The organism is Mycobacterium sp. E740 (genome assembly GCF_001672895.1).
Lineage (GTDB): Bacteria > Actinomycetota > Actinomycetes > Mycobacteriales > Mycobacteriaceae > Mycobacterium.
Window position 1 is genome coordinate 1 of sequence record NZ_LZKP01000012.1, and the last position, 26863, is coordinate 26863.

Below are 26863 nucleotides of genomic sequence, written 5' to 3' on the forward strand. Positions count from 1 at the left end.
CGGCACTGCTCAACGTCGAGTTCGAGGACGAGAACAAGGTGACGCGCAAGCTGACCCGCAAAGAGGTCCTGCACTACACCCAAGTCGTGGCGGGGGCGGGCAACGAGACCACCGGCCGGCTCATCGGATGGCTCGCCAAGGTGCTAGCCGAGCACCCCGATCAGCGCCGCGACGTAGTGCGGGACCGGTCACTGCTTCCACGCGTGGTCGACGAGACACTCCGGTTCGAACCGACCGGGCACAACGTAGCCCGTTTGGTGACACGGGATTTCGAGGCCCACGGGCAGGTGGTACCGGCCGGCTGCGCGATGCTGCTGATGTTCGGGTCGGCCAACCGTGATCCGCGCCGCCATGACCGCCCCGACGTGTTCGACATCCACCGCGACACCATCAGCCACATCACGTTCGGCAAGGGTGTGCACTATTGCCTGGGCGCCAACCTGGCTCGCCTGGAGGGGCGGGTGGCCCTCGACGAGCTGCTCAACCGCTGGCCCGAGTGGGACATCGACTACGAGACGGCCACACTCGCGCCGACCTCCACTGTGCGCGGGTGGGAGCGGCTGGACATCGTGGTTGCCTGACGACGCCGGTTTGACGGCGCCTGATTCGGGGCAGGCTGTGTCCATGCGAAAGTTCATCACTCCAGCGGTCGTCGCCGCTGCCTTCGCTCCGATCGCGGCGCTCTCGATGGTCACCTTCCCAACCGCTCACGCACAACCGCTCAACTGCCCGCCGGGGCAGTGGTGGGATGCCGTGGCCAATGTGTGCCGGCCGCCGGTTTCCACCGTGCCGCTGAACTGTGCGCCCGGAGAGTATTGGAATCCGGTGTCCAACGTGTGCCGGCCACTCGGCCAGTACTAGTCGTCAGTCCAGGCTGAAGTCGATCACTCCGCGGACCAGCCTGCCGTCGAGCAGGTCCGCATACGCGCTGTTGATCTCGTCGAGCCGGTACCGGCGCGTGATCATCTCCTCGAGCTGCAGCTGTCCCGACTGGTAGAGGCGGGCGAGGCGGGCGATGTCGGCGCGCGGGTTGCAGGAGCCGAAGACCGTGCCCACCAGGTTCTTGTTCCACAGGATGAAGTCCTGCAGCGTGATCTTCGCCGAACGCGTTGTCTGGGCGGTCATTCCGGTCAGCACACAGGTGCCGCCTTTGCGGATCAGCTTCAGATAGGTGTTGACGTCGGAGCCGTCGATCAGCGACGGTGCCGCGATCAAGCTGTCGGCCATCACACCTTCGGTGAGGTCGCGAACCAGCTCGAGCGCCTCTGCGGTCGACGAAACGCTGTGTGTAGCACCGAATTTCAGCGCCGACTTCTGCTTGAACTCGACGGGGTCGACGGCGACGATCCGTGCCGCGCCGTTGATCCGCGCCCCCTGGATCGCGGCCGCGCCGATACCGCCGGCCCCGATCACCACGACGGTGTCGCCGCCGCGGACATCCGCCCGGTTCGCCGCCGACCCGTAGCCGGTCGGCACGGCGCAGGACAGCAGCGCGCTCGGCAAGAGCGGCAACCGGGGGTCGATCTTCACCAGCGAATGCGCAGACACGACCGTGTGTCTGGCGAAGGCCCCGACCTTGGACAAGTGGCCGAGCGGACGGCCGTCAGCGGTGTGGTGCCGAAACGTCCCGTCTGTCGGCATCCCCGGCTCCATCGTCCCCGCGCCCTCGTCGCACAGGTACTCCATCCCCGACGCACACCACCGGCACTGTCCACACACCGCGACGAACGACATCACGATGTGGTCGCCGACCGCGAGATCCGTTACACCGTCGCCGATTTCGACGACGGTGCCGGCGCCCTCATGCCCACCGATCAACGGGAACATCGGCGTCAGCCCGTACTGCCGGGCGACGTCGTTGGACACCGACATGTCACCTTTGAGGATGTGGTCGTCGGAGTGACACAGTCCGGCGGCGGCCATCTCGACGAGCACCTCGCCCGCCCGCGGCGGATCGAGTTCGAAGTCTTCGACCGACCAGGGGCCCCCGACGTCGTGCAGGATCGCCGCGCGACTTTTCATCTGTTCGGCCGGAAGGTGACAGGCAGGTGTCGGGGTGAGCGGAACGGCATGCCGGAGATCTCAGTGCCCTCGTCGATGTGCAACTCGAAATCGGTGGCGCGGTCGAAGAGGCTGGTCAGCATCGTGTGGGTCTGCACCCGGGCCAGGTGCATGCCGATGCAGCTGTGCATTCCACCGGCGAAGGAGATGTGCGCCCTTCGGGGCCGGTGGATGTCGAACCGGTCGGCGTCGTCCCAACGCCTCTCATCCCGGTTGGCCGAGCCGATGCAGAGGTTCACCTGGGCGCCCTGCGGAATTGTCACACCCTGGATCTCGACGTCGCGCGTGGTGTTCCTGGGAACCGAGACCAACGGCGTCTCATAGCGCAGCCCCTCTTCGATCGCGGTGGGGATGAGGTCGCGGTTGTGCTGCAGCGCCTCGAGTTGATCGGGGTGGGTGAGAAGGAGATACAGAAGATTGCTCGATGACCGGTAGGTGGTCTCCAGGCCGGCCGGCAACAGCAGGCGCAGGAACGAGATGATGGCCTCGTCGGTGAGTTTCTCGCCGTCGATCTCGGCCGCCACGAGGTCGCCGATGATGTCATCCGTGACCCGGTTGCGGCGCTGGTCCACCTGGCCCTGGAAATAGGCGCCCAGTTCCACCGACGCGGTGAGCCCGGCCTCGATGTCCTCGGTGATCGACACCAGGTCGAGCGACAGGCGCCGGAACATCTCGAGGTCGTCCTGCGGCAGGCCGAGCAACGCAGCGGTCACCCGGGTGGGGAACTCGAACGTCAACGCCTTGATCAAGTCGGCCTCGCCCTGCTCGGCGAACTCGTCGACCAACCGCTCGCAGACCGGCACGATCACCTCGGGCTCCCACTGCGCCAGCGCGCTCTGCCGGAACGCCTTGGCGATCAGGCTGCGGTGGTCGTGGTGCTGTTTGCCGTGCATTCCGAGGATGGTCGGGCCGAACACCAGGCCGATCGTCTGGTTGTACATCTCGGAGCCGAACACCTCGTCGTCACGGAACGCGCCGAACACGCTCTCGAAGTCGAACAGCGTCCACTCCTCGGCGGGCACGAGTTCCGGCGGCGCCATGGAGGTGTCCATGATCGTGCCGCGCCACACCGGCTCGGTGTTGCGCATGTATTCGAAGAAGGCGTACGGGTCGCCGGCTATGTCCGGGGGAGCGGTCTGGTCTTGCGAATCCGTGCCGATCGTCACCGTGCCTCCCGACAGGTAGGTGGACGCGTTACCCGCTATCTTTACTATTTTAGGTACTCTAGAGCAAGGCTGAGAGGATGTGATGCAGCGCCGACCGGTGTGTGCCATCAAGGACCTGCCGCCCGGAAGCATGAAGCTGGTGCAGGCAGGCAGATTCGGCGTGGGCGTCTACAACATCGACGGGTCGTACTTCGCGATCGCCAACTACTGCGCGCACGAGGGCGCTCCGCTGTGTGCCGGTTACGTCGGCGGCACCACCGAGTACGCGCCGGACCTCCCCGACCGGGTCCGACATGTGCGCGCGGGCCGGGTCGTCCGATGTCCTTGGCACCAATGGGAATTCGACATCCCCAGCGGTGTGAGCCTCGCGGATCCGAGCAAGCGGGTGCGGACCTACGAAGTCGACGTCGCCGACGGACAGGTGTACGTGACCGCATGACCGTCATCGACGCATCGGTGCAGCCGCATTTCCGCTACAACGCCGAAATTCGGCGCTACCTGTCGGATCCGCACAAACTGCGCGCGATCCCCGACGTCGAACAACAGTGGTACCAGACGCCCGGCGGCGACTACCGCCACGACCTCTACGGCGACGGATATCCGGGTTCGGACCCCGACGTCGTCGCGCGCCACCTCTTCGACGAGGGCCGCGTCGACTACGCAGTCCTCAACCCGCTGACCCGCGGCAACATCGCCGACTACCTGCTCAACAGCAGGATCTGCGCGGCGGTGAACGACTGGCTGGTCGAGCGCTGGCTGGACTCCGACGAGCGGTTCCGCGGCACCATCCGGGTGAACCCCGAGGACGTCAAGGGCGCGGTCGCCGAGATCGAGCGCTTGGCGGGGCATCCGAAAATGGTTCAGGTCGGCGTTCCGCTGCAGTCGCGCGAGCCGTACGGCAAGCCGATGTTCGAGCCGATCTGGGAGACCGCCGCGGCGCACGGGCTGCCTGTCGCGGTGCACATCAACGGCGGCAACGGCGTCGACCACGCGCCGACCTTCGCCGGGCATGCCCACACCTATCCCGGGTACGCGGCGTTCATGCCGCTGAACTCCTTCGTGCACCTCGCGACGCTGATCATCGAGGGAACATTCGGCCGCCACCCCGAGCTGAAATTCGTGTTCGCCGACGGCGGCTACGACATCCTCACCCCGTTGATGTGGCGGCTGGACACGTTCTGGATGTCGATGCGCGACCAGACCCCGTGGGTGGACCGTTATCCGAGCGAGTATCTGCGCGACCATGTCCGGTTCTGTTCGTCCGCCCTCGACGGCCCGACCGAGGCGGGCCTGACCGAACGGTGGATGGACTTCACCGGCAAGGCGGACCTGGTGATGTACGGGTCGAGCTACCCGCACTGGTCGACGACGGCGCCCGACGATGTCGCCCGCGGTCTCAGCGCCGAACAGCGCGAGAAAGTGTTATGGCGCAACGCAAGCGAGTTGTACGCCTTGGCGGGCCGAACGCAGGGCAGCCTGACGTGACGATGGTCGAACCAGCGCAGCGCGCTCGTGCCGCCGATGTCGCCGTGACGATCGTCGACACCGACGTGCACCCGTTGCCGGTCTCGGCCGAGACCCTCAAGTCGTACGCGCCGGCGCAGTGGAAGGACACGCTGTGGCCGACGGGCAACGCCGTCTCACCCGTGCCTCACTTCTACGACACGCCGGATTCCTACAAGACCAGTTCCCTGCGTGTCGACGCGGCACCCCCCGGTGGCGGCGTGGCGGGCAGCGACCCCGACTTCGCGGCCAAGCAGTTGCTCATCGACGCCGGGGTGAGCATCGCAGTGCTCGAACCGATGTGCGACGCCCAGTTGCCGCAGGCCGAAGACGTTCTCAAAGCCACGTACAACGACTGGCTGGCCGACGTGTGGCTGGGGCCGGCCAACTGGCACGGCCGCTGGCGCGGAGCGATCAGCGTGACGGCACAGGACCCCACCGCAGCGGCACGCGAAATCGAGCGGTGGGCCGGACACCCGTACCTGTGCGAGGTCCTGTTGACCCCGCAGACCCGTGGAATACCCTTCGGCAGTGGGCATTTCGACCCGCTCTACGAGGCGGCGGCGCGCCACGGCCTGCCGGTCGCCACCCACCTCATGGGTCAGACACCGTTCGAGCTGATCCCGATCTATCCGGTCGGCAACCCGGCACACTGGCACGACTTCTTCGCGTCGTGGCCGCTGCTCTATGTGTCTCATCTGATGAGCCTGGTCTTCGACGGTGCTTTCGAGCGCCACCCCGACCTGCGGGTGGTGTTCGTCGAAGGCGGATTCACCTGGGCGATGCCGGTGATGTGGCGGATGGACCGGATCTGGCAGCAGCGCCGCGCAGACCTGCCGCAGGTGAAACGCAAGCCGTCGGAGTATGTGCGCGAACACGTCCGCTTCACCACCCAACCGCTCGAGGATGTCAATGTCCCGATGTACCGCGAGTACATCGAGATGATGGGCCTGGCAGACAATCTGATGTTCTCGACGGACTATCCGCACTGGAGCTACGACTCTCCGGAGTGGGCGATCCGCAGGTTCCCCGCCGACCAGCGCGAGCGCATCATGCGCGGCAACGCGACCGCGCTCTACCGGCTGCCGTCGACGGTCAAGGCGCTCTCCGAAATCACGTGAGTCGGCGGCGTTCCGCCTCGAGGGGGACCACCGGCGCGCGTGCCGACGGACCGCGCGTGACCGCCTGCAGCCTGATCTCCGGAACGTCCACCGCAGGGTCGACGGTGTCGAGCCACGCGACGGCGTCGGCGACATCGGCAGCGCGGATCGCGTACATCTCGAACGGCACGTCCTGCAGCATCTCGGTCTCGACCGGCCCAGGCGTGACGACGTGGACGTTGATGCCGTCGCGGTCGACTTCCTGGGCCAGCGCACCAGCGAACGCGTTCATCCCCGCCTTCGCCGCTGAGTACGCGGTGCGTGCCCGCATCGGCTCGTGGGCGGCCGACGACGAGATGAACACGAACCGGGATCCGGCCCTCATGCGCGGCAGCGCCGCCGACGTCACCACGAAGCAGGAGTCCAGGTTCGCCGACATCGTCGCGCGCCACTGCTCGAAAGTCTGCTTGCGCGCATAGGTTCCGCCGAGAACTCCCGAAGCGTGCACCAGCAGGTCGATGGTGCCGGCGGCCTCGACGGCCGGCTCGAACGCCGACGGCAGGCTCGCGTCGGCGGCGACGAAGCGGGCGCCGATCTCCTCGGCGGCCGCCCGCAGCGGCGCCTCCCGGCGTGCGGTCAGCACGACGTCGTAGCCGAGTTCGGCCAGTCTGCGGCCGCAGGCTTTCCCGATGCCGCCGCTGCCACCGGTGATCAACGCCGTTCGCACGCCGCGACTTTCAGCGTGTGCGCTGGGCAAGCGCCTGGGGTGACAGGGCCACGATCCGCTGTTCGGGATCACCGGCCAGCAGGTACGTCTGGGTGTCTGCGACGTGCTTGGCGGCCAGCTTGCGGGCCCGTTCCGCGTCGCCGGACTCGATCGCATCGGTGATCTTGGTGTGCACACCGAGCGCGATCCGCCGCTTGTTCATCGACGGGTACTCGCCCTTGGCGGCGGTCTCCTGTGCCCACCAGTTCAGGTGTCCGGTCCACAACGTTTCGAGGCTGCCGACGACGGCGATCATCGTGTGGTTGCCACAGCCGCGGACGATCTCGTCATGGAACTGCCCGCCGATCTCGGTGAACCGCGCACCGTCCTCGATGTGTTCGGCCATGGCGTCGTTCAGTTTCCGAAGCGTCGGGACCAACGTCTTGCGACGGTCGGGCCTGCGGGCGGCCAGCGCCGCACACATCGGGTCGAGTTCCTGCAGGGCCGTGCCCAGGTCGGCGAGCGGAACGTAGTCGCTCTGCAGGAGCAGCCCGAGCATGTAGGCGGCGCTGGCTTTCGCGGGCGCGTGCACGACGGCGCCGCCGCGATTTCCGCGGCGTACCGAGACCAGGCCCTCAGTCTCGAGGATTCGCAAGGCTTCTCGAAGGGAAACCAGGCTCACGTTGAACTGCTCGACCAGCACTTCCTGACGTGGCAGCAGATCGCCATCGCTGAGTTCACCCTCGATGATCTGGCGCCGCAGTTCATCGGCGACTATCTCGGCGGTTCTGCGCGCACCCAGTCGGCGGCGAGCCTCGGGGCCGATACCCAGTGTGGTCATGACTTGGCAATGTTAACAGCGATGCTCGATCACCTGCGGCGTCGCGCATGCTGTCTGCCAATAGTTACTAAGATGGCCGAAAAAGCGGGAGGTGCGAGTGGGCAACGTTGGCCGTGCTGACGACGAGCCGCCCACCCCGCTCGACGGTTTGCGGGTGGTCGAGATCAGCGACCGGATCGCGGGGGCGTATTGCGGCAAGCTGCTGGCCGACGCCGGCGCCCGCGTGGTCAAGGTGGAGTCTCCCGACGGCGACCCGCTGCGCCGATTCACGGCCACCGGAACGGCGCTCGGTGCAGCTGTCGACTCGCCGCTGTTCAGTTACTTGAATGCCGGAAAGCGCAGTGTCACAACCATCTCCGCCGATCTGCTGGCGGGTGCCGACATCATCGTCGTGGCCGCCGACGAAGCCGGGGCGCGCCGACACGGTGTCGAGCCGGCCAGGCTGCTCGAGACCAGGCCCGGGTGCATCGTCGTCTCGATATCCGACTTCGGCTGGACCGGGCCGTGGACGCAGCGCCCCGCAACCGAGTTCACGTTGCAGGCCGATTCGGGCCTGACCGGCTTCCGCGGCGATCCAGCGGGTCCGCCGATCTCCATCGGCGGGGACCTGGGGGAGTACATGGGTGGAGTCTGGGCCGCCTATGGTGCGTTGGCTCTGCGCCGGCGAGTGCGCACCGGCGGAGCCGGCGGCCATCTGGACATGTCGATGCTCGAAGCGATCACCCTGATGCAGAGCGGCGAATGGCTGCACTCGGCGCTGCTGCAGGCAGCGCCGGTGAGGCGGTCGGTCGAGGTGCCGTCCATCGAGCCGGCGAAAGACGGCTATGTCGGCATCAGCATGGTGACCGGCCAGCAGTGGCTCGACTTCGCCGCGATGGTCGACTGCCCGGAGTTCACCGAGATCGAACAGTTGCGCTTCCAGATCGGCCGCTGGGAGTACCGCGAGTGGATCCGCGAACGCATCGGCCCGTGGATGCGTGACCGCACCGTCGGCGAGATCGTCGAACTGGGCCAACTGTTCCGTCTGCCGCTGGCACCGCTCGGCAACGGCGCGACGATCCCGGACATGGACCACCTCCTTGAGCGCGGCGTCTACGTCGACAATCCGGCCGGGTTTCGTCAACCGCGGCCGCCGTGGCTCATGTCGAGCGCGCGACCGGCACCCGTGGGCAGGACACCGTCTGTCGGCGAAGCCGACGATGAGCCACTCTGGGGGGCAAGAGGATACGGGACCGTGGCGCCGGCAGCCGGCATGCCGCTGCGCGGCGTGCGCGTCGTCGACTTCACCGCGTTCTGGGCCGGCCCGGCGGCCACGCACGCGTTGGCAGCATTCGGCGCCGACGTCATCAAGATCGAGTCGATCCAGCGTCCCGACGGCATCCGTTACTCCGGCGGCATGCGCAAAAACGTCGACGACTGGTGGGAGTACGGGTGGGTGTTCCACGCGATGAACACCAACAAGCGGTCGGTCACGCTCGACCTGCAGTCCGCCGAGGGACGGCGGCTGGCCACAAAGCTGATCAGCGAGGCCGACGCCGTCGTGGAGAATTTCTCGCCCCGCGTGATGGAACAGTTCGGGCTGGGTGCGCAGGAGCTGCTCGAACTGAACCCCCGACTGGTGATGCTGCGGATGCCGGCGTTCGGCTTGACGGGTCCATGGCGCGACCGCGTCGGCTTCGCCCCGACGATGGAGCAGATCGCCGGACTTGCCTGGGTTACCGGGCTGCCCGACGGTCCGCCGATCGCACCGCGGGGCGCTTGCGATCCGCTCGCCGGGGCCCACGCCGCGTTCGCACTGCTCGCCGCGCTCGAATTCACCGACCGCACCGGAGCAGGGCAACTCGTCGAGGTCCCGATGATCGAGGTGGTACTCAACGTGACCGCCGTTCAAACCATCGAATACGAGGTGTTCGGCCGAGTGATGGAGCGGCGCGGCAACCAAGGCTACGGACATGGCCTGCAAGACCTCTACCGGTGCGCGGCAGAGGACACCTGGATCGCGGTGGCGGCGCGCACCGAGCGTCAACTCGCTGCTGTCGCGGGGCTTCTCGGCGATTGCGGCCTCGAAGCCTGGCTCGCAGTTAGAAAGGCCGAGGCGGCCGTCGAGGCACTCACGGCCGCGGGCGTGCCCGCCGCGGTCGTCGTGTCACCCTCGCTGGTCACCGGCAACCCGCAGTTGCAACACCGCGGCTTCTTCGAACCGCTCGACCATCCGAGAGCCGGCACGAACCTGTATCCCTGTCCACCGTTCGCTCGCCTACCCGGCGCCGACCGTTGGCTGCACCGCACCCCGCCCACGCTGGGTGAGCACAACACAGAGGTCCTCACGTCCTTGTGCGGGCTGACCGCCGACGACCTGGACCGTCTCGCCGCAGACGGCGTCATCGGCACGCGACCCAAGGGGCTGTGAATTCAGCGTGCCCGCAACGAGATCGGCATCCGGTCGAAGATGGTCATGTTGTTCGTCAGGTTCGGGTAGCTGACTGCGGGCGGACCGAGCTCGATGTCGTCGGCGCGGCAGAGCAGTTCGTCGAGCACCGCACGGATCTCGGCGCGGGCCAGCATCGCACCGAGACAGTGGTGCGGTCCACCGCCGCCGAATGCCACGTGTGGGTTGTCGCTGCGGCCGATGTCGAAGATGAACGGATCGTCGAACACTTCCTCGTCGCGGTTGGCCGAGCGCAGCATCGACACGACGCGTTCGCCGGCGGGAATCGTGATGCCGTCCATCTCCACGTCGACCTTGGTGGTGCGGGTCCAGAACGTGACGGGTGTCGACCATCGCAACACCTCTTCGACCGCGGACTGCCGCACCGCCGGGTCGGCACGGTAACGCTCGATCTGCGCAGGATTGTCGACGAACGCCTGCAGACCGTAGGCCAGTGCGTTCTTGGTGGTGTCGCTGCCGGCGAACGCGATCACGAAGAAGAAGATGTCGAGTTCGGTGGCTGGTATCGACAATTGTTCACCGTTCTCGTCGGTGACCACCGCCGAGACCAGCGTGCTCCAGATGTCGTCGGTCGGGTGGCGCCGCTTCTCGGCGGTCAACTCCGAGGCGTAGGTGAAGATCTTGGCGAACAGCTCGAGGTGCTGCTGCTCGGCCTGGCCCGTTGAGCCGGCCGGATTCGCTTGCAGCACAAGGTCGAAGGTATCGAAAATCTCCGGCCGGTCCGCCTCGGGGATTCCCACGATGTCGCCGATCACCGACATCGGCAGCGCATCGGCGACGTCGTCGATCCAGTCGCCGCCTTCGGCCTGCAGCAGCTGGTCGATCATCGAGGCGGCGCGCCTGCGGATTCCTTCCTCGAGCCGTCCGATCGCCTTCGGTGTGAAGGCGTGCGACAACACCCGGCGCCGCTTGAGCAGGACCGGGGGATCCATGTTGATGATCGTCGGAAAAGAACCGACGGCGCCCACACCCTGGATCAACGGCCCGTCGACCGCGGTGAACGAATCCGTGTCGCGATGGATGCGGTGCGCGTGGCGCACCTTGGTGGTCATCCAGAAGTCCCGCCGTACCGTCGCGGCGACCCCGTCGGTGTGGTCGTGGCGAAAGACCGGCCGCTCACGGCGCAACTCGGCGAACAGATCGTCGGGAAACCCGTTCTGCCACAACGACGCATCCGACAGATCCACCGGAGTCTTCGTGGGCATCGTGGTTCTCCTTCGCCGTCCTTGACCTAGAATGCCTAAAATAGTAAAAATAGGCAACGGACGGCGACGCCGACCCGGCTGTCGCGCGCGCGGACGGAGCTCGAATGACGGACACGGTCGACAACCCCGACCCGTCGGAGCGCGAATTCGGGCCGAGCGGAATCAGCCTGTCGAAATACCGGTTCCCGACCGGATGGTTCATCGTGGGCTTCTCGTCGGAACTGCCTGCCGGCCAGGTCAAGCGGGCCCACTACTTCGGCGAGGAGCTGGTGATCTTCCGGACCCGGTCCGGCCGGATCAACGTGCTCGACGCCTACTGCCAGCACCTCGGTGCCAACATGGGCGTCGGCGGCACTGTCGAGGGCGAGAACATCGTCTGCCCGTGGCACGGTTGGCAGTGGACCGGGGAGGGCGCCAACGCGCTGATCCCGTACAGCAAGATCGGCTGCAAGCAGAACGTGCGGATCAAGCGGTACCACAGCACCGAGTGGTACGGATTCGTCCTGGTGTGGCACGAACGCCACGGCCGCCCCCCGTACTGGCAGCCGCCGGTACTGCCGGAGCTGGAGACCGACGAGTACTACCCGCTGCATCCGCACACCCGGATGGTCAACCGGGTCAAGGTACACGCCCAGATGATCATCGAGAACGCTGCCGACCCGTACCACGTGCAGTACGTGCACAAGGCCGCCAACCCGGCCAACACCGCGTCGTTCGACGTGTCGGGCTACCATCTGCACGCCACGGTGAACGCGAATTTCGGTGGGGGACGGGCAAAGACGTGGTTGACGCCGAACGGTCCCGTCGACGCGAAGATCGTGTACGACAACTACTCGCTCGGACTCGGCGTCGTGCGTTTCCCGTCCGAACTGGTCGCCACCGTGCAGGTCACCGGGCAGACCCCGGTCGACGAGGACTACACCGACTACTTCTACACCCAGGCGTCGGTCCGGGAACCGGGCGACAACGGGGACCGGCCCACCGGGCGCGCGGCGAAGTTCCTGCAGTTGCAGCAGGAGGTCATCAAGCAGGACTTCTTCACGTGGGAGAACATGAAGTACCTCGAGAAGCCGAACCTGGCCCCCGAGGAGGCGCACGACTACGCCGCCCTGCGGCGCTGGGCCCACCGGTTCTATCCGGGCGCGCAACCGTCGCCGAGCGACTTCGGGTACACCGCCGGCGGGGAGCCCGACCGGGCCGCAGCGGGAGCCTGATGCCCGCCGGCCGAGCGTGGGCCGTCGAGCCCGCCGCGTTCGGAGTCGAGGGCTTCACGGTCGCGGCGGTGCTCGACCGGCGCGCCGAACAAACCCCCGAACACGTGATGATGATCATCGACGGCACACCGGTCACGTTCGCCCAGATGCGTGATCGGTCCGGTGCGGCGGCGGCGCTGCTGGCCGCTCGAGGCGTCCGGCGCGGGGACACCGTCGCGTTGTTCACCGCCACCTGCCCCCAATGGGTGTACTTCTGGCTGGGCGCCGCCCGCATCGGCGCGGTGAGCGCGGCCGTGAACGCCGCCAACAAAGCCGACTTCCTGGCCGATGCGCTGAACCTGGCGCGAGCGAAGCTGGTCGTGACCGACGCGGCGCGCCGCGAGCGTCTCGCTGACGTCGCCGACCGTGTCGAGACACTGGCCTCGACTCTGCTGATCGACGACTCACTCGTCGCTGAGCTGAGCGCCGCGGGGCATCCGGAGTTTGTGCCGGTGGGCGCCGGGGCCGACGAGGTGGGTGCGCTGTTCTTCACCTCGGGTACCACCGGGCCGTCGAAGGCCGTGGCGACGACGTGGCACTACCTGTTCGTCGCGGCCGCCACCGTCGCCTCGGCGTGGGAGTTCGGCGCGCGCGACGTGGTCTGGACGGCGATGCCGCTGTTCCACCTGAGCGCCGCCCCGACCGTGCTGGCGCCGATGCTGTTCGGCGGTACCACCGTGCTCGCGAGCGGTTTCCACCCCGCTGAGGTCTGGAACGAGGTGCGGCGTTGTGGTGCAACGGGATTCGCCGGAGGGGGCGCCATGCTCTCCATGCTGTGGAACCTGCCGCCCGAGCCGCGCGACGCGGACACCGGGCTCCGGTTCATCTCGGCGGCGCCGGTATCCGCTGAGATGTACCGTGCGGTGGAGGACCGCTACGCCTGCCGCGTGGTGACGATGTACGGGTTGACCGAAGCGTTCCCGATCGCCTACAAGTCGGTTTCGGACCGCGGCGTTGCGGGTACCTCGGGAGAAGTCAACCCGGCCTTCGAGGTACGGATCGTCGACCGTGACGGTCGCGAGGTGCCCGACGGTGAGACTGGTGAGGTCACCTGTCGGCCGCGGACAACGCATGTGATGAGCGAGGGGTATGTGTCGTCCGCGCCCGGCGGCCGGGGGTTGCGGGTGGACCCCCACCCCGAGTGGTTTCGCACCGGTGATCTCGGTTCCCTCGACCGCCACCGGAACCTGACGTACGTCGACCGTGTCAAGGACTCCTTGCGCAGGCGCGGGGAGAACGTGTCGTCGGTCGAGGTCGAGCGTGCGGTGATGGGCTACCCGGCGGTGGCCGAAGCGGCAGCCGTCGGCGTTGCCAGCGACCTCGGCGAAGACGACATCCTCGTCCTGGTCACACCGCGGCCGGGCACGACGATCGACCTCTGCGAACTCCTCGACTTCTGCGCGGCGCGCATGCCGTACTTCTGCGTGCCGCGATATCTCGAAGTGCTCGACGAGATTCCCAAGAACGTCGTCGGACGCGTGCGCAAAGACCTGCTTCGGGACCGCGGCCTGACCGCCGCGACATGGGACCGAGAAGCCGCCGGGTACGTGCTGAGTCGGTGAAGGAGTCAGACCATGACATTGAGCTACCAACAGCAGTACGTGCTCGACGGGTTGGCCGGGCGGGCAGCCATTCTCAATCTCGATGCCCGGCACAACCGGCTCTTCTCCGATGGTGACCTCGCCGGGTGGCTCGGCTGTTTCCGGCACGCCGGCGCGACGTACGCCAGGGACGGCGAAGAGTTTTCCGACCTGGCCGACGCGTTCGACGGCGGCGACGGGCGCCACCTGGTCACGGTCGACCACGAGGTCACCGTCGACGGCGTCGAGGCGACCCAGCAGTGCGTCGCGCTGCTGTTCGGAGAAAACGGGCTGAAGGCCACGGGCAGCTACACGGACCGCCTCGTCTACGAGCGGGGCGGCTGGTACTACGCCTCGCGCCGGCTCGTCTGGGATGGCGCATCCCGCGAGAGCGCGCTACCGACGTGACCGACGGCATCGGTTACGAGTTCGCTTTCGGCACATACGAAGACGCTCTCGCGATGGTCGGCACTCGAACGGAGCCGCGATACGCCGGCACCGCGGTGAGCGGCGCCCGCATCCAGCACTTCGCGGCACTGGTGCGCGACCCCAACCCGGCCTACTGGGACGAGGCCTTCGCCCGGCGGCAGTGGGGCGGCCTCGTCGCGCCGCCCGCGCTGCTGATGGGCTGGCTGATCCCACCGCCGTGGCTGCCGACCGGAGAGCCGCCGGTCCCGGCGATCGCGCTGCGCGTGCCGCTACCCGGTACGACGTTCGTCAACGCCGCCAACGACGTCGAGTTTCCGCGCGTCATCATCGAAGGGGACCGGTTGCACCTCGTCGAGGAGGTGCTCGCGGTGTCCCCGCAGAAGCGGACCCGCTTGGGCGCGGGCCACTTCGTCGAGACCTGCGACGAGTTCTACCGTGAGGACGGCACGCTGGTCGCCGTCAACCGCAACACCTTGTTCCGTTTCACTCCCGAGGCGCGGCGATGACGGCCTACGCCCGCCTCGACTGGGACGCGATCGCGGTGCCCACCGAGCTTCCCGAAGTCCTCGACCCGATCGACTACGAGCGGGTGGTGATGAATTCCGGGGCGACGTGGGATTACTTTGCAGCACACTATGATCCGGAGTACGCCGCGCGGCACGGCCATCCGGCGATCTTCGTCAACACGATGCACATCGCCGGGTTCGTCGACCGCATCGCGACGAACTGGGCCGGACCCTACAGCCGGGTGGTGCGCCGCAAGATCACGCTGCTCGGTTCCGTCTACGCGGGCGATTCGATGGTGGGCCGCGGGCGCGTCGTCGCCAAACGCGACGGCCACCTGGTCGACCTCGAGATCACCGTGAGCAACCAGCGCGGCGAGCTGTGCTGTCCAGCCGAGGTGACACTCGAACTGTCACGCTAGCTCGGGCAGCTTGTCCGCGCTGACCGTGGTCTGCAACTCGACGTACTCGGACATGCCCTCGGCGCCGAACTCGCGCCCGATGCCGGACTGCTTGAACCCGCCGAACGGCATCGTGGTGTCGAGGGTGTACATGTTGATTCCGTACGTTCCGGCGCGGATCTGGGTGGCTACCTCCAGGCCGTGCGCGGCATCCGATGTCCACACCGAGCCGGCCAGCCCGTAGTCGCTGTCGTTGGCGATCCGGATCGCGTCGCGCTCGTCGGAGTACTCGAGCACGGTCAGCACCGGGCCGAAGATCTCCTCGCGCGCGATCCGCATGTCGTTCGTCGCGTCGGTGAACAACGTCGGCTGCACATACCAGCCTCGATCATGCGGTTTCTCGGTGCCGCCCACCACGATTCGCGCACCCTCGGCCAGACCGGACCGGATGTAGCCGTGGACGCGCGCCTGTTGCCGGCGCGCCACCAGCGGGCCGATGTCGGTGGCGTCGTCCGCGGGGTCGCCGACCTGCAGCCCCGACATCATCTCGGCGAGCGCCTCGACGACAGCGTCACGACGGCGTCTGCTCACCAGGATCCGGGTCTGCGCGACGCAGGCCTGCCCGTTGTTCATCAAGCTCGCGGTCTTCAGATGCTCGACGGTGCGGTCGATGTCGGCGTCGTCGAGGATTATCGCCGCCGACTTGCCGCCCAGCTCCAGGCTGACGCGCTTGAGCTGCTCCCCGCAGAGCGCGGCGATCTGCCTGCCGGTCGCGGACGACCCGGTGAACGAGATCTTGTCGACGCCCGGATGGCGCACCAGGCTCTCGCCGGTCTCGCGACCGCCCGGCAGGATCGAGACCACCCCGGCCGGCAGGTCGATCTCCTGCAGCATCTCGGCCAGCCACATCGCGTCGATGGGGGTCTCCGGTGCGGGCTTGATCACGACCGTGCAGCCCGCGATGAGCGCCGGGATCATCTTCGGCATGATCAGGAACTGAGGGACGTTCCACGGCACTATCGCCCCGACCACGCCGACCGGTGCCCGCTGGATGTGCACGTCCCCGAACAGGCCGGGACGGCGCTCGGCCCATGGGAATTCGCGCGCCGTCGCCAAGCTCAGGTGCATCTGCGCGACAGCGCCGGCGGCCTGGCCCAGCTTGCTGAAGCTGGCCGGTGAGCCCATCTCGGCGGTGATGAGCTCGGCCATCGCATCGGTCTGCGCGGTGTAGAGCGCGATGAGCTTCTCGATCTTGTCCATCCGCTCCGCCACGCTCATCCGCGGCCACGGGCCCTCGTCGAAAGCACTGCGGGCCGCCTGCACGGCGCGGTCGACGTCCGCTGCGCCGGCCTGTGGCGTGGCCCCGATCTGTTCCTCGGTGTGCGGCGAGATCACCGCGATGCGTTCGTCGGTCGCCGGCGCCTCCCACTGGCCGCCGATGAAAAGCTGTTCGTAAATCAGCGATCTCATGAGGTGCCTCCTCCGCTAAGGTCGCTATTGCTGCAAACATAGCAAGAAAGGCCCCGGGAGTTGCCGCGTGCACGCTGACTGGCGTCGGTATCCGTTCTCGCTGGTACCGGGAGACCCACAACTCGACTTTCCCGCTGCCGAAGCCAACCACACCGAGTGCGAGTCCGACACCTGGTTCCTGGCCGGCGAGCTCACCGGCGAGTCGGGGCGCCGGTTCGCGTTCCTCTCGATCGTGAACAAGAACCGGCCCGGTGGCGCCGTCGTCGCGGACTTCTACACGCTGGCGCTGTTCGACCTCGACGACAGCACGTATGCGACCTTCACCGACTACGACATGCCGCCGGCCAACATGGCACCGGGAGCGAAGCCGAAACTGTCAGCGGGACAACGTCATCTGGATCTCGTCTACGAGAGCGAGGCGGGCACCGTACGCTGGCACACATGCCGCGACGCCAGCGGTGACCCAATCCCGTTCACCTACGACGCGATGTTCGTCGGCACCGATCCGAAGACCGATGACGCGATGCGGCTGACGCTGCATGTCAGACCGACGCGACCACCGGTTCCGCTGGGCGCCGCCACGTACAACGGGCGCATCGAGTGCTTCGGCCAGCCCGGCACGTACTCGTACTTCCAGACCGGCATGGCGATGGCCGGCACCCTTCGATGGGGTCCGGTGTCCGAGCGCGTTTCCGGTACCGCCGGCCACATCGACCGGCAGTGGTTTCCCGTCGTCGCCAACGGAGGCGGCCCCACCGGCGACATGCGCTGGCGTGCGCACGAATGGCGCACCGTCAACCTCGACAGCGGTGTCGACCTGAGCATCTGGCACCAGTTCGACCGCACCGAACGCAATGCGCCGCAACCATTTTCGGGAGCGACGCTCAGTCATCCTGATGACTCGGCACCGGAGTACGCCGACGACGTCGAGGTCACCGTCACAAGCTACGTGCGGTGGCCGGAGTCGGTGCGCACGTTGGTCCCGCCGCCGTCTGCAGCCCGGTACCTGCCCGACCGCCACCGGCTCACGTCGCGCGCGCTCGAACTCGACCTGGTGGGGGAGCCGCTGATCCCCGCGCCGGCCCATGCCCTGCCGCTGGAGTACATGGAGGGCCCCTACCGGTATCGCGGCACCTTCCGGGGCAGGCCGGTCGACGGGTTCGCCTTCTACGAGCGGTCGCTGGCGCTGTGGCGCGACTGGGAGCTGGTGGACGTGCTGGCGGCCGCGTCGAGCGAACAGCTGGCCGCGCCGCTGCGGACGATGATCGACAGTGGCCGGCGGCGCGAGGCTGTCACCTACATCGAAACGGACGTTCGGCCCGGCTTCGCGCAGCCTCAGCTTCTCGACGATCTCGTTGCGGCGCTGTCGCGTGATTAGCCTGACCGCACGCGCGCAGCGGGTGCTGACCGAGGAGGTGGGCGCACCGCCAGCCGAAGTGCGCGCGTTCTACGTCGATCTGGACAACATCGCCACCGTGCATCCGCTCGTAGTCTCGGTGCGCACGAGCGGCGTCACCCGAGACGAGCACGGCTACCGGCAGGGCTACCGGGTCACCGACCGGATTCCGGTTGGACCGGTCACGCTCCGCGTCACATACCGCGCGTGGCTCACCGTTCCGGTCGATGGCGACGTGACCGCACACGCTCGGCAGTTCCCCGGTGTGCGGGTGGACACGGTCGTCGGCTTCGCGGCGACGGACCACGGCACCCGCGTGACCGAGCACCTCACCATCGAGGCTCCGCGACCACTGGCGTCGTTCACCGTTCGCCAGGCGGTCGACGCGCACCGCGAGATGCTGGCGGGCATCCGCCGCCGATTCGACGGTTAGGCGTCGTCGGTCGGCGCAGATTCCGGCTCGGACGCGTCCAGCACGCTGACCGCGATGCCGTACGGCAGAAACCGCACCTTTCGGGTGGGATCGGTGTTGTTCTTGTGCGCCCTCAGCGCGTCCAACTCGGTGGGGTAGACCTGCTCGATGTGCGCGCCGCCGTCATCGTCGGTGCTGTAGATCGCCCAGACTCCGTCCCCGGTCTCACCGGTCGTCTCCGGCTCGCGCCTGGGCCGCGAACGGGTGAACTCGTCGACGAGATTGGCCCACCCCGCGCGTTCCCCGGACGTGCTGAAGAACCTGCCGAGGCCGTCGAGCGCGTCGCGCAGCCCCTCGCCCGCCTCACGGACGACTCGGTCGAACTCCTCGGGATCGAACCCGAACGGGCCGTTGCTGCTCATCGCGCTTCCTCCTGACCACCCGGTACCACCGCGCACCAGCGCACGGCGGTATTTCTAGTGTGCCTGCAGGTGAGGGTGTAGTCGACTGAAGCGATCCTCAGGTGGTAGGCAACCTTATGGCAATCTCACCGCAGGACGCGTTGGCCGCGGTCGAGCGATCGCCGGCCGCGGTCGCCGCCCATGACCGCGACGCATGGGTGGGCACGTTCACCTTCGACGCCGTCGTCGAAGACCCGGTGGGTTCGCAACCGCACCGCGGGACGACGGCGATCACCCGGTTCTACGACACCTTCGTCGGCCCCCGCGACATCACCTTTCACCGCGACGTCGACATCGTCGTGGGCCCCACCGTGATCCGGGACCTGGAACTGGAGGTGCGGATGTCGGGCGGGGTGACGATGCACATACCGGCCTACGTCCGCTACCACCTGGCGGAGGACGCCGGAGAGTTGAAAATCGCTGAGCTGTCAGCGTTTTGGGAGTTGCCGGCGATGGTGGGGCAGTTTCTCCGCGGCGGAGCGCGATCGGTGCCCGCCGCGATCCAACTGTCGAGGGGACTGCTCACCAATCAGGGCGCGGTCGGGGCGCTCGGATTTCTCAACGGGTTTCGCGGGGCCGGCCCGTCCGGCAAGCGGCGGTTCGGTGAGTTCCTCGCGGCCGCGCGGGCAGGTGACGAGGTCGGGGTGCGGCGCTGGCTGGGTGGAGGCGCCCAGCTCACCGCGGGCGAGCAAGCACCAATGAGCAGCACCGAACTGCTCAACCGGTTGAGCGGCGGCATGCCGCGCAAGGTGATCGCATCCGGTCACAGCCTGGTCTGCGGCGTCTCCCGTGTCGGAGCCGCGGGCGGGCGCGACGTCGTCATCGCCGATGTGACGCCGAAACCGTTCGCGATCAGGCGGATCCGCTACTACACCGGCACCGGCTGAAGCCGCCGGAGGTTTCGCCGCCCCCGCCCGCGGCAACCCCGCAGGCATGCGACAAACCGACTCCTACAAACTCGCGCTGGCGGGCGTGGTCGTGGCCGCAGTGCTCGCGTCCTGTCTGGTGCTGCCCGCCATGAGCAGGCTCGCGACGTTCGAAGGCACCTGGCTGGCCGCAGCGATCCTCGGTGTCCCCACCGCGGTCGTGCTGTTCACGACCGGATATCCGCATTACGGCTCGGGCCGCAGCGCTGCGGTCGCGCTGGGCGTCACGACCATCACGCTGGTGGCCAGTTGGGTGTTCTCGGTTCTGGTGGTGGCCTCCGCGCTCAGCGGCTCGACGACGACCATGGCCACGGGGGTGCTGCTCTACGGGATTCCGGCCGCGATCGTGGCCGTGCTCGGGTTCGCGGCGCTGCGGTTGGTCCCGGGGCGGCCCGCGGCGGGCAACCGTTTGACGTTTGCCCTGACGGGTAACCGGGCCGCATGACTCCTCCGGGCGATGACGACGACACGAGTGAGCACGACGTCGACGACGACGACCATGTGGCGGCATCGCGTGCCGGCAAGGAAGGCGACGACGACGGCACCTACGTCGGCCGCACCTCCTCCGACGACGCGATGGACGCGGGGGAGACCGGAGCCGAGGCGCGCAGCGACGACACGTGAAGTCTCGATTCGGTAGCAGCGGACGCGTCGGATGCGGTTCGGGCTTCGCTCGTGAGACGGTATGAACACCATGGCTGTCGAAGATGAGATCACCTACGAAGAATTCGGCCGGCAATTCTTCGAGGTCGCCGTGACCGAGGACCGGGTCGGCGACGCGATCGCCGAGATCGCCGGCGACGCGTTCGAGATGGGGCCGATCGCCCAGGGGCCCGGCAAGATCGCCAAGGTCACGGCCAAGGTCCGAATCCAGGAACCCCGCCTGACCCGTGAGGTCGGCGCGCTGATCACGTTCGCGATCCGGATTCCGCTCGAGATCGACATGGTGGTCGACCTGCGGATCGACAAGCCGAAGTTCATGGTCTTCGGCGAGATCGCGCTGCGCGCCACCGCACGCGCCGCCGACCCGCTGCTGCTGATCCTGGACGTCGAGAAGCCGCGGGCCTCCGACATCTCGATCCACGTCACCTCGAAGTCGCTGCGCGGCGAGGTGGTGCGCGTCCTCGGCGGCATCGACGCCGAGATCAGGCGGTTCATCGCCGCCCACGTCGCCGGCGAGATCGACAGCCCGGCCTCGCAGAAGGCCAAGGTGATCGACGTCGGTGCCACCATCGACACCGCCTGGACGGGGATCTGAGCCCTCGACAGCGTAGGCTGCCCGGGTGCTTCGCAAATCCCTGACCGCGCTCGCGCTGACCACTGCACTCCTCGGTGCGGCGGCCGCCGTCGGCACGCCCGCGCAGGCTGACCCCGTCGACGATGCGTTCCTCAACGCCGTGAGTAATGCGGGGGTCGTCATGGGCGATCCGGCCAGCGCCGTTGCCGTCGGCCAGCAGGTGTGCCCGATGTTGTCCGATCCCGGCCAGAACGCCGCCGATGTCGCCGCCAAGGTCGCCGACATGGGCGGCATGTCGCTGGGACCGGCGACGATGTTCACCGGCATCGCGATCTCGATGTTCTGTCCGGCGATGGTGTCGTCGATCGGCAAGGGCCAGTCGCCGATCCCGTTGCCGTTCCTCGGCGCCTAAGCCGAAACTGACTGCAGCCGCGGACGTTTCGGGCCGCGGCCGTCGCCGGTCGAGCGGCCGCGGATGTGCCGCCAGAACCACGGCATCAGCATGTTGCGGGTCCACAGCACCTGCGCGTAGGCCTGCGAGCTCAGCGGCGGCCGGTGTGCCCGGTCGCGGGGCCGTACCCAGTCGCGGTTGCTGCCCGGCAGACCGAGCGCCTCGGCCGCCGCAGCAGCGAACAGGATGTGTCCCTTCTCCGAGCCGTGCACGCGGTCGACGCTCCAAGTGTCCAGGTCCGTCATCGACGGCGCGTAGTAGAGATCGACGAGCCGGAACCCGTGTCGCTCGGCGGCCACTCTGATCGCGTCGTTTATCCGTTCCACCCGCCCGGCGATCACCCGGCCGATCGGCAGGATCCGCGCCAGGTCGGGAAACGTCGTGGTGACGACCGTGGCGCCGGTCTCCGCCAGCCGGTCGTGCAACCGGTCCAGCTCCGTCAGCGCGTCGCCGAAGTGCCGTCCCGGCCGGGTGACGTCGTTCATCCCGATGCACACCGTGACCAGATCCGGACGCATGGCCAGCGCCTGCGGCAACTGCTCGTCGAGAACGTCACGGATCCGGCGCCCCCGGACCGCGAGGTTGGCGTACTGCAGACCGGGGTGATGCGAGTCGACGATGGCCGCGAGCCGGTCGGCGAAACCGATCACTCCGGCGGAATCGTCACCGTCCCACAGTCCTTCGGTCTGGCTGTCGCCGATCGCGACGTACCGGGTGTAGCGAACCACACCCGCACTCTAGCCAGCGCCGAGCGTCAGAGCAGGCGGCCCAGCCTGCTGAGTTGCAAGGGGCGACCGACGGGGCTCAGCTGGTTGAGGAAGTCCTCCAGCCGAGCGCGGGGCAGCTCCATGCGCCACTCCGGCGCCGAGGCGGACAGGTGTATCACTCCGGCGCCGAAGCTGATGCCGGTGAGTTTCACCCCGTGCGGCAGTTCGGGCAGCCGCACCGGGTACGCCGGAGTTCGGGGCGGAAGCGGCAGGCGCGATCCGCGCAGCGCCAGGCAGCGCGGTTTGAGCCACAGTGTCGAGCCGTCCAGCCGGGCGTCGACCTCGAGGTGACCGGCCGCGGGCCGCCGCGCCAGCCGCAACCGGGCGACACCGTCCGCGCCGACCGCGCCCGACAGCCGGGGCGCCGCCCAGCGGAACAGATCGTCGAGCACCGCTGCGGGCACCTCCAGCGTCAACTCGACGGGAGCGGCCACCAGGATCGGCGGGACCGTCGGCCGCATGTGCACGTTGTGCAGCACCGCCGTCGCGTGGGCGAAATGGGCACCGCGCCAACGAATGTCGCGCGCGGCAAGTCGAACGTCGTCGAGCTGCCCGACTGAAAGTGCGCGGACGTCGAGCCGGGAGTCGAACTCGGTGACGGTCAACCTCACATCGCCGTCGTCGAGCCGGACCGTCAACCGCCGGCCGACGACCAGCCGACGCACGGTCATGAACAGGGTGCGGTAGGCCACGGCGGCACCGCTGCTGACCGGCGCGACCGCCGCGGTCGACCAGAGTGCGGTCAACATGTCGATGGGCCGGAAGGGGTCGAAACGGCGCAGCGATCCCGGGCGCGTCATGGTTCCAGCATTCCCGTTGGTACCCCGTTCCGTACAGTCGGGCGCATGACCTCCGTGGTAATCGTCGGCAGCGGCTTCACCGGTTTCGAATGTGCGCGGGCGTTGGCCCGCAAGCTACGCAGGAAGGATCCGGACGTCGACATCTCGATCATCTCGCCGGTCGACTACATGCTGTACACGCCGCTGCTGCCCGACGTCGCCGGCGGTCTGGTCGACGCCCGGTTCGTCGCGATCCCGTTGGCCAACGCGCTGCGCGGGGTGCAGGCGATCCGCGGGCGGGTCGACGAGGTGGACTTCGACGGGCGCACGGTCACGTTCACCGACCCCGAGGAGCGCTCGCGGGTCCTCGAGTGGGACCGGCTCGTGCTGACGCCGGGCTCGGTGACCAAGCTTTTCGACGTTCCCGGCCTGGCCGAGCACGCGCGTGGGCTGAAGTCGACGGCCGAGGCGCTGTACCTGCGCGACCACGTGCTGGAGCAACTGGAACTCGCCGACGTGGACGACGATGCCGGGCGAGCGGCGGCGCGGCGCACGATCGTCGTGGTCGGCGCGTCGTATTCGGGCACCGAACTGGCCGTGCAGCTGCGCGCGCTCGCCGACGCGGCCGCCAACCAGATGGGCTTCGATCCGGCCGCGGTGAAGTTCGTGCTGCTCGATGTGGCCGAGCAGGTCATGCCGGAAGTGGGCGAGAAGCTGGGTGCGGCAGCGCAGCGGGTGCTGCACTCGCGCGGCATCGACGTGCGGCTCGGGGAGACGTTGAAAGAGGTGCACGCCGAACACGTTGTGCTCAGCGATGATTCGTTGATCCGAACACACACCGTGGCGTGGGTCACCGGGGTCACCGGCGCGCCGCTGATCGAGAAGCTGGGCCTGCCCACCGAGCGGGGCCGGCTCAAGGTCACCACCGAACTGCAGGTGCCGGGGCACCCGGACGTGTTCGCCGCTGGTGACGCCGCCGCGGTGCCCGACGTCACCCAACCCGGCAAGATCACCCCGCCGACCGCACAGCACGCGACCCGGCAGGGAAAGGTGTTGGCGCGCAACGTCGCTGCCAGCCTCGGCTACGGCAAGGCGAAACGCTACAAGCACCGCAACATGGGACTGGTCGTCGATCTGGGCCCACACTCGGCGGTGGCCAACCCGCTCAACATCCAGTTGTCGGGGTTCCCGGCGAAGGTCGTGACGCGGGCCTACCACGTGTTCGCGATCCCGCGCGGCGTCAACCGCTGGGCGGTGAGTCTGGCGTACCTGACCGACCTGTTCTGGGACCGGTCGGTCGTGTCGTTCGGGCTGTCGTCGCGAGAGGACGCGCGCTTCTCGGCGAGCGAAGGCATCCCCATGCCGAAAGCGGACTGATTCAAACGCGGTGAACCGGGGAACTGTGACGGCATGGCTACTTATCGCGTGTTGAACCCCGAGGGCGAGGTCGTCGACACCAAGGACATCGAGAGTGCCGACGACGCGCACGCCTGGTTCGTCGACCAGAAGGCCGACCCCGAGCTGGGCTGGCGCATGGAGGTCAAGGGCGACGACGGCGAATGGGCGTTCTTCGACAGCAGCGAGGGCGACCGCAAGTACTGACGCCCGGAAAGCGCGTCGCCGCATGCCGAAGCTGAGCGCGGGGCTGCTGCTCTACCGCGGCACCGGCGACGCCGTCGAGGTGCTCATCGCGCACCCGGGCGGCCCGTTCTGGGCCCGCAAGGACGACGGTGCCTGGTCGATTCCCAAGGGCGAGTACACCGAAGGCGAAGACCCGTGGGCCGTCGCCTGCCGCGAGTTCGAAGAGGAGTTGGGCAAGCCGCCGCCGGCCGGACCGCGGTCGGACTTTCCGCCCCTCCGGCAGCCGAGTGGCAAGGTCATCACGGCGTTCGCGGTGCGCGGCGACCTCGACCTGGCCGGCACCTTCTCCAACACCTTCACGCTGGAGTGGCCGAAAGGGTCGGGCAAGCTCAGGGAGTTCCCCGAAATCGACCGGGCGGCTTGGTTTTCCGTCGCTGAGGCTCGGTCCAAGCTGCTGAAGGGTCAGCGGCCGCTGCTGGACCGTCTGCTGGCGGCAATCGAAGGCGACGAACCGCCCGGGTCTCGATCGCGTTGATCGTCAAGGCGCGCCCGTGGATCCGCCACCCGCCCGGCGTCCGCAGATACTCGTCGTCGTAGCGCAGATGCCACACCAGGTCGGAAGCCTGGCCCTCGCTGATCGTCCAGTGGTGGGCGATGCAGGTGATCCGCCCGAGCGCGTAGTCGGGTTCGTCGGCGGCGGCGTAGACCTCGCCGACGATCGCGTGTTCGGTGCGCGCCACTGCGCCCAGCGACGCCATGGCCGCAAGCACACCGTCGCGCCCGTGATGGCGGCGTACCGGCTCCAGAGCCCGCGGCGGGTCCGGCAGCCGCAGCTCGGCATTGTCGGTGAAAAGCTCGGCGACGTCGCCGAAGCGGCGGTCGTCGACGGCCGAGGCGTAGATGTGCACCAGGTCGGCCAAGGCGAGCCGATCGCCGGTGCTCAACCTCATGCGGCCAGTCCGAGCCGCTGCGCGCACGCCGACAGCGTGTCGCGGGCTTCGTCGATGCCGGCGGTCGGCGGCATCGCCAGCACGAGGCGGTGCGCGCCGAGCGTCCCGAGTTTGGCCGCCCGTTCACCGTCGATCTTGGTGACGAGGTGCCCGAGCGAGAGTTCCAGGGCGTCGGGGTCACGCCCACACCGGGTGGCCTCCTCGCGCATCAACGAGACGAGCTCGGCCAGTTCGGCGCCGCCGACACCGAGCGGCTGAAACCCGTCGCCGAGCCGGCCGGCGCGCCGAGCCGCGGCCCTGCTGTGACCGCCGATGTGAATTGGTATGTGTCCCAAGGTCTTCGAGAAGGGTTTCGGATAGCACATCGCGTGGTCGAAGTCGAAGAACTCGCCGTGGAACTCGGCGCCCTCGGGGCGGTCCTGCCACAGCAACCGCAGCACCGCCAGCTGCTCGTCGGCGCGACGGCCGCGGCTGGCGAAGTCGGCGCCGCACGCCTCGATCTCCTCCTTGAGCCAGCCCATTCCCACGCACAACCGCAGTCGGCCCCCCGAGAGGGCGTCGACGGTGGCGGCGCGCTTGGCCAGCACCACGGGGTGATGGTTGGGCAGCACGAGCACCCCGGTGGCGAGGGCGAGCCGGCGGGTCTGCCCGGCCAGAAAGGCAAGCAGGTCAAGCGGATCGGGCACCGAACAGTCGGCGGGCAGCTCGACCCGACCGGATGAGTCGTAGGGGTAGATGCTGGCGTACTGCGTCATCAGCACGGTGTGCTCGACCACGACGAGCGACTCGAAACCGCACGCCTCCACGTGCTGTGCGAACGCCACCATGTAGTCGGGGTCCGCGGTGACGCCCGCGGCGACGGGAGCGACGACGGCGAACTTCATGGCAGCGGCGGCAATCCGTTGCTTTCGCGGATGTCCCTTCGGCACTCGCGGCGGGTTTGTCCGGTCTGCTGCATGCACACCCGCACGGGCGACTCCTCGGCCACCGGCAGCGGTTCCTCGGTGGCTTCTGTGGTCACCGTGGGACTCGGGACGTCGCCCTCCGACAGCGACCAGATCGAGCCGCCGGTGGTCTGCAGCGTCGAGCAGTACGCGGTGGAACCGTCTTTCGTCGTCGCGGTGCTGCCCACCGGCGAGCAGTCGGCGCCGATGACCGCCGCCGCGGGCGTGACGGGTGCCGACGTCGGTGTCGTCGTGGTGGGTGCCGACGTCGGCGTCGTCGGGGGTGGCGGGC

31 protein-coding genes and 2 pseudogenes are annotated in these 26863 nt (G+C 68.1%); 21 read left to right on the top strand and 12 right to left on the bottom strand.

Going from position 1 to position 26863, the window contains the following annotated elements; all coding sequences use genetic code 11:
- The coding region (locus A5663_RS00880) for a cytochrome P450 (protein ID WP_156744237.1) at positions 1-581 on the top strand (581 nt) is incomplete at its 5' end.
- A 43-nt stretch (positions 582-624) separates the two neighbouring features.
- Positions 625-861: a hypothetical protein gene (locus tag A5663_RS00885; protein WP_068143024.1), complete on the top strand. Its 237-nt coding sequence runs from the start codon at positions 625-627 to the stop codon at positions 859-861.
- A gap of 3 nt (positions 862-864) precedes the next feature.
- Here A5663_RS00885 and A5663_RS00890 read toward each other — a convergent pair whose 3' ends face one another.
- A complete protein-coding gene (locus A5663_RS00890) occupies positions 865-2022 on the bottom strand; it encodes an NDMA-dependent alcohol dehydrogenase (protein WP_068143025.1) in 1158 nt (385 codons plus the stop codon).
- Entirely contained in the window at positions 2019-3227 is a 1209-nt protein-coding gene (locus tag A5663_RS00895) for a cytochrome P450 (protein ID WP_068143026.1), read from the bottom strand. Before A5663_RS00895 ends, A5663_RS00890 begins: the two co-directional genes overlap by 4 nt.
- Before the next feature lie 82 nt (positions 3228-3309).
- Here A5663_RS00895 and A5663_RS00900 point away from each other — a divergent pair, with 82 nt between their 5' ends.
- The 3 genes from A5663_RS00900 to A5663_RS00910 are packed head-to-tail and all read left to right on the top strand — an operon-like array spanning position 3310 to position 5851.
- The gene (locus A5663_RS00900) at positions 3310-3666 is read left to right on the top strand and encodes a Rieske (2Fe-2S) protein (RefSeq protein WP_068143051.1); all 357 of its coding nucleotides are present in this window, start codon (positions 3310-3312) and stop codon (positions 3664-3666) included.
- On the top strand, positions 3663-4712 hold the full coding sequence (locus tag A5663_RS00905) for an amidohydrolase family protein (RefSeq protein ID WP_068143027.1): 1050 nt from the start codon (positions 3663-3665) through the stop codon (positions 4710-4712). Before A5663_RS00900 ends, A5663_RS00905 begins: the two co-directional genes overlap by 4 nt.
- A gap of 2 nt (positions 4713-4714) precedes the next feature.
- Complete coding sequence (locus tag A5663_RS00910; protein ID WP_068143028.1) at positions 4715-5851, top strand: amidohydrolase family protein; 1137 nt, start codon at positions 4715-4717, stop codon at positions 5849-5851.
- Here A5663_RS00910 and A5663_RS00915 read toward each other — a convergent pair.
- Positions 5844-6557: an SDR family NAD(P)-dependent oxidoreductase gene (locus A5663_RS00915; protein WP_068143029.1), complete on the bottom strand. Its 714-nt coding sequence runs from the start codon at positions 6555-6557 to the stop codon at positions 5844-5846. The two genes, A5663_RS00910 and A5663_RS00915, sit on opposite strands and share 8 nt — an antisense overlap.
- A 10-nt stretch (positions 6558-6567) precedes the next feature.
- Positions 6568-7377 (bottom strand): FadR/GntR family transcriptional regulator, encoded by an 810-nt coding sequence (locus tag A5663_RS00920; protein ID WP_068143030.1) that lies wholly within the window; start codon positions 7375-7377, stop codon positions 6568-6570.
- Positions 7378-7474: 97 nt separating this feature from the next.
- Here A5663_RS00920 and A5663_RS00925 point away from each other — a divergent pair, with 97 nt between their 5' ends.
- Positions 7475-9787 (top strand): CaiB/BaiF CoA-transferase family protein, encoded by a 2313-nt coding sequence (locus A5663_RS00925; protein ID WP_068143031.1) that lies wholly within the window; start codon positions 7475-7477, stop codon positions 9785-9787.
- 2 nt (positions 9788-9789) lie between these two features.
- On the opposite strand, the gene A5663_RS00930 is transcribed toward A5663_RS00925, so the two are convergent.
- Positions 9790-11031: a cytochrome P450 gene (locus A5663_RS00930; protein ID WP_068143032.1), complete on the bottom strand. Its 1242-nt coding sequence runs from the start codon at positions 11029-11031 to the stop codon at positions 9790-9792.
- A gap of 104 nt (positions 11032-11135) precedes the next feature.
- Between A5663_RS00930 and A5663_RS00935 the strand changes: the two genes are divergently transcribed.
- From A5663_RS00935 to A5663_RS00955, 5 genes are read left to right on the top strand one after another with little or no spacing between them, the layout of a single operon-like run.
- Positions 11136-12245, top strand: a complete 1110-nt coding sequence (locus A5663_RS00935; RefSeq protein WP_068143033.1) for an aromatic ring-hydroxylating dioxygenase subunit alpha — start codon at positions 11136-11138, stop codon at positions 12243-12245.
- A complete protein-coding gene (locus tag A5663_RS00940) occupies positions 12245-13846 on the top strand; it encodes an AMP-binding protein (RefSeq protein WP_068143034.1) in 1602 nt (533 codons plus the stop codon). Before A5663_RS00935 ends, A5663_RS00940 begins: the two co-directional genes overlap by 1 nt.
- 12 nt (positions 13847-13858) lie before the next feature.
- Positions 13859-14272, top strand: coding sequence for a nuclear transport factor 2 family protein (locus A5663_RS00945; RefSeq protein ID WP_068143035.1), 414 nt, complete (start codon positions 13859-13861; stop codon positions 14270-14272).
- A 53-nt stretch (positions 14273-14325) separates the two neighbouring features.
- Positions 14326-14799 (top strand): MaoC family dehydratase N-terminal domain-containing protein, encoded by a 474-nt coding sequence (locus A5663_RS00950; RefSeq protein WP_197503254.1) that lies wholly within the window; start codon positions 14326-14328, stop codon positions 14797-14799.
- The gene (locus A5663_RS00955) at positions 14796-15218 is read left to right on the top strand and encodes a MaoC/PaaZ C-terminal domain-containing protein (protein ID WP_068143037.1); all 423 of its coding nucleotides are present in this window, start codon (positions 14796-14798) and stop codon (positions 15216-15218) included. The genes A5663_RS00950 and A5663_RS00955 overlap by 4 nt, the downstream gene beginning before the upstream one ends.
- Here A5663_RS00955 and A5663_RS00960 read toward each other — a convergent pair.
- Complete coding sequence (locus A5663_RS00960) at positions 15210-16667, bottom strand: aldehyde dehydrogenase (protein WP_068143038.1); 1458 nt, start codon at positions 16665-16667, stop codon at positions 15210-15212. The two genes, A5663_RS00955 and A5663_RS00960, sit on opposite strands and share 9 nt — an antisense overlap.
- 67 nt (positions 16668-16734) lie before the next feature.
- On the opposite strand from A5663_RS00960, the gene A5663_RS00965 reads away from it, so the two are divergent.
- Complete coding sequence (locus A5663_RS00965) at positions 16735-18045, top strand: lipocalin-like domain-containing protein (protein WP_068143039.1); 1311 nt, start codon at positions 16735-16737, stop codon at positions 18043-18045.
- On the top strand, positions 18038-18496 hold the full coding sequence (locus A5663_RS00970) for an SRPBCC family protein (protein WP_197503253.1): 459 nt from the start codon (positions 18038-18040) through the stop codon (positions 18494-18496). Before A5663_RS00965 ends, A5663_RS00970 begins: the two co-directional genes overlap by 8 nt.
- Here the strand turns inward: A5663_RS00970 and A5663_RS00975 are convergent.
- Entirely contained in the window at positions 18493-18897 is a 405-nt protein-coding gene (locus A5663_RS00975) for a hypothetical protein (RefSeq protein WP_068143040.1), read from the bottom strand. The two genes, A5663_RS00970 and A5663_RS00975, sit on opposite strands and share 4 nt — an antisense overlap.
- 116 nt (positions 18898-19013) lie before the next feature.
- Here A5663_RS00975 and A5663_RS00980 point away from each other — a divergent pair, with 116 nt between their 5' ends.
- The 5 genes from A5663_RS00980 (at position 19014) to A5663_RS01000 (ending at position 21511) form a co-directional block, all read left to right on the top strand.
- The gene (locus A5663_RS00980) at positions 19014-19823 is read left to right on the top strand and encodes a ketosteroid isomerase family protein (protein ID WP_068143041.1); all 810 of its coding nucleotides are present in this window, start codon (positions 19014-19016) and stop codon (positions 19821-19823) included.
- A 46-nt stretch (positions 19824-19869) separates the two neighbouring features.
- Entirely contained in the window at positions 19870-20307 is a 438-nt protein-coding gene (locus A5663_RS00985; protein WP_068143042.1) for a hypothetical protein, read from the top strand.
- A complete protein-coding gene (locus A5663_RS00990; RefSeq protein ID WP_068143043.1) occupies positions 20304-20486 on the top strand; it encodes a hypothetical protein in 183 nt (60 codons plus the stop codon). Before A5663_RS00985 ends, A5663_RS00990 begins: the two co-directional genes overlap by 4 nt.
- 70 nt (positions 20487-20556) lie before the next feature.
- A complete protein-coding gene (locus A5663_RS00995) occupies positions 20557-21120 on the top strand; it encodes a hypothetical protein (protein WP_068143053.1) in 564 nt (187 codons plus the stop codon).
- A 25-nt stretch (positions 21121-21145) separates the two neighbouring features.
- Positions 21146-21511: a DUF732 domain-containing protein gene (locus tag A5663_RS01000; protein WP_068143044.1), complete on the top strand. Its 366-nt coding sequence runs from the start codon at positions 21146-21148 to the stop codon at positions 21509-21511.
- Here the strand turns inward: A5663_RS01000 and A5663_RS01005 are convergent.
- Positions 21508-22278: an SGNH/GDSL hydrolase family protein gene (locus tag A5663_RS01005; protein ID WP_068143045.1), complete on the bottom strand. Its 771-nt coding sequence runs from the start codon at positions 22276-22278 to the stop codon at positions 21508-21510. The two genes, A5663_RS01000 and A5663_RS01005, sit on opposite strands and share 4 nt — an antisense overlap.
- A 26-nt stretch (positions 22279-22304) precedes the next feature.
- Entirely contained in the window at positions 22305-23117 is an 813-nt protein-coding gene (locus A5663_RS01010) for a hypothetical protein (protein WP_068143046.1), read from the bottom strand.
- A gap of 45 nt (positions 23118-23162) precedes the next feature.
- Between A5663_RS01010 and A5663_RS01015 the strand changes: the two genes are divergently transcribed.
- From A5663_RS01015 to A5663_RS01025, 3 genes are read left to right on the top strand one after another with little or no spacing between them, the layout of a single operon-like run.
- Entirely contained in the window at positions 23163-24473 is a 1311-nt protein-coding gene (locus tag A5663_RS01015) for an NAD(P)/FAD-dependent oxidoreductase (RefSeq protein WP_068143047.1), read from the top strand.
- 33 nt (positions 24474-24506) lie between these two features.
- A complete protein-coding gene (locus A5663_RS01020) occupies positions 24507-24698 on the top strand; it encodes a hypothetical protein (protein ID WP_068143048.1) in 192 nt (63 codons plus the stop codon).
- 22 nt (positions 24699-24720) lie between these two features.
- The gene (locus A5663_RS01025) at positions 24721-25212 is read left to right on the top strand and encodes an NUDIX domain-containing protein (RefSeq protein WP_068143049.1); all 492 of its coding nucleotides are present in this window, start codon (positions 24721-24723) and stop codon (positions 25210-25212) included.
- Positions 25213-25234: 22 nt separating this feature from the next.
- On the opposite strand, the pseudogene A5663_RS22425 reads toward A5663_RS01025, so the two are convergent.
- The 3 genes and pseudogenes from A5663_RS22425 to A5663_RS23450 form a co-directional block, all read right to left on the bottom strand.
- A pseudogene (locus A5663_RS22425) lies at positions 25235-25627 on the bottom strand (nuclear transport factor 2 family protein); the annotation flags it as partial.
- Positions 25624-26511 carry an LLM class F420-dependent oxidoreductase gene (locus A5663_RS01030; protein WP_068143050.1) on the bottom strand — a complete coding sequence of 296 codons (888 nt, stop codon included), beginning with the start codon at positions 26509-26511 and terminating at the stop codon, positions 25624-25626. The pseudogene A5663_RS22425 and the gene A5663_RS01030, both read right to left, overlap by 4 nt.
- A pseudogene (locus A5663_RS23450) lies at positions 26508-26863 on the bottom strand (serine/threonine protein kinase); the annotation flags it as partial. The gene A5663_RS01030 and the pseudogene A5663_RS23450, both read right to left, overlap by 4 nt.

Coding starts and splice junctions, on each gene's coding strand:
- A5663_RS00985 (WP_068143042.1), top strand. CDS start 19,870: ATGCGACAAACCGACTCCTACAAACTCGCGCTGGCGGGCGTGGTCGTG.
- A5663_RS00910 (WP_068143028.1), top strand. CDS start 4,715: ATGGTCGAACCAGCGCAGCGCGCTCGTGCCGCCGATGTCGCCGTGACG.
- A5663_RS01020 (WP_068143048.1), top strand. CDS start 24,507: ATGGCTACTTATCGCGTGTTGAACCCCGAGGGCGAGGTCGTCGACACC.
- A5663_RS00950 (WP_197503254.1), top strand. CDS start 14,326: ATGGTCGGCACTCGAACGGAGCCGCGATACGCCGGCACCGCGGTGAGC.
- A5663_RS01025 (WP_068143049.1), top strand. CDS start 24,721: ATGCCGAAGCTGAGCGCGGGGCTGCTGCTCTACCGCGGCACCGGCGAC.
- A5663_RS00975 (WP_068143040.1), bottom strand. CDS start 18,897: ATGAGCAGCAACGGCCCGTTCGGGTTCGATCCCGAGGAGTTCGACCGA.
- A5663_RS00900 (WP_068143051.1), top strand. CDS start 3,310: ATGCAGCGCCGACCGGTGTGTGCCATCAAGGACCTGCCGCCCGGAAGC.
- A5663_RS00935 (WP_068143033.1), top strand. CDS start 11,136: ATGACGGACACGGTCGACAACCCCGACCCGTCGGAGCGCGAATTCGGG.
- A5663_RS00980 (WP_068143041.1), top strand. CDS start 19,014: ATGGCAATCTCACCGCAGGACGCGTTGGCCGCGGTCGAGCGATCGCCG.
- A5663_RS00890 (WP_068143025.1), bottom strand. CDS start 2,022: ATGAAAAGTCGCGCGGCGATCCTGCACGACGTCGGGGGCCCCTGGTCG.
- A5663_RS00945 (WP_068143035.1), top strand. CDS start 13,859: ATGACATTGAGCTACCAACAGCAGTACGTGCTCGACGGGTTGGCCGGG.
- A5663_RS01010 (WP_068143046.1), bottom strand. CDS start 23,117: ATGACGCGCCCGGGATCGCTGCGCCGTTTCGACCCCTTCCGGCCCATC.
- A5663_RS00990 (WP_068143043.1), top strand. CDS start 20,304: ATGACTCCTCCGGGCGATGACGACGACACGAGTGAGCACGACGTCGAC.
- A5663_RS00960 (WP_068143038.1), bottom strand. CDS start 16,667: ATGAGATCGCTGATTTACGAACAGCTTTTCATCGGCGGCCAGTGGGAG.
- A5663_RS01015 (WP_068143047.1), top strand. CDS start 23,163: ATGACCTCCGTGGTAATCGTCGGCAGCGGCTTCACCGGTTTCGAATGT.
- A5663_RS00885 (WP_068143024.1), top strand. CDS start 625: ATGCGAAAGTTCATCACTCCAGCGGTCGTCGCCGCTGCCTTCGCTCCG.
- A5663_RS01030 (WP_068143050.1), bottom strand. CDS start 26,511: ATGAAGTTCGCCGTCGTCGCTCCCGTCGCCGCGGGCGTCACCGCGGAC.
- A5663_RS00930 (WP_068143032.1), bottom strand. CDS start 11,031: ATGCCCACGAAGACTCCGGTGGATCTGTCGGATGCGTCGTTGTGGCAG.
- A5663_RS00995 (WP_068143053.1), top strand. CDS start 20,557: ATGGCTGTCGAAGATGAGATCACCTACGAAGAATTCGGCCGGCAATTC.
- A5663_RS00920 (WP_068143030.1), bottom strand. CDS start 7,377: ATGACCACACTGGGTATCGGCCCCGAGGCTCGCCGCCGACTGGGTGCG.
- A5663_RS00905 (WP_068143027.1), top strand. CDS start 3,663: ATGACCGTCATCGACGCATCGGTGCAGCCGCATTTCCGCTACAACGCC.
- A5663_RS00955 (WP_068143037.1), top strand. CDS start 14,796: ATGACGGCCTACGCCCGCCTCGACTGGGACGCGATCGCGGTGCCCACC.
- A5663_RS00940 (WP_068143034.1), top strand. CDS start 12,245: ATGCCCGCCGGCCGAGCGTGGGCCGTCGAGCCCGCCGCGTTCGGAGTC.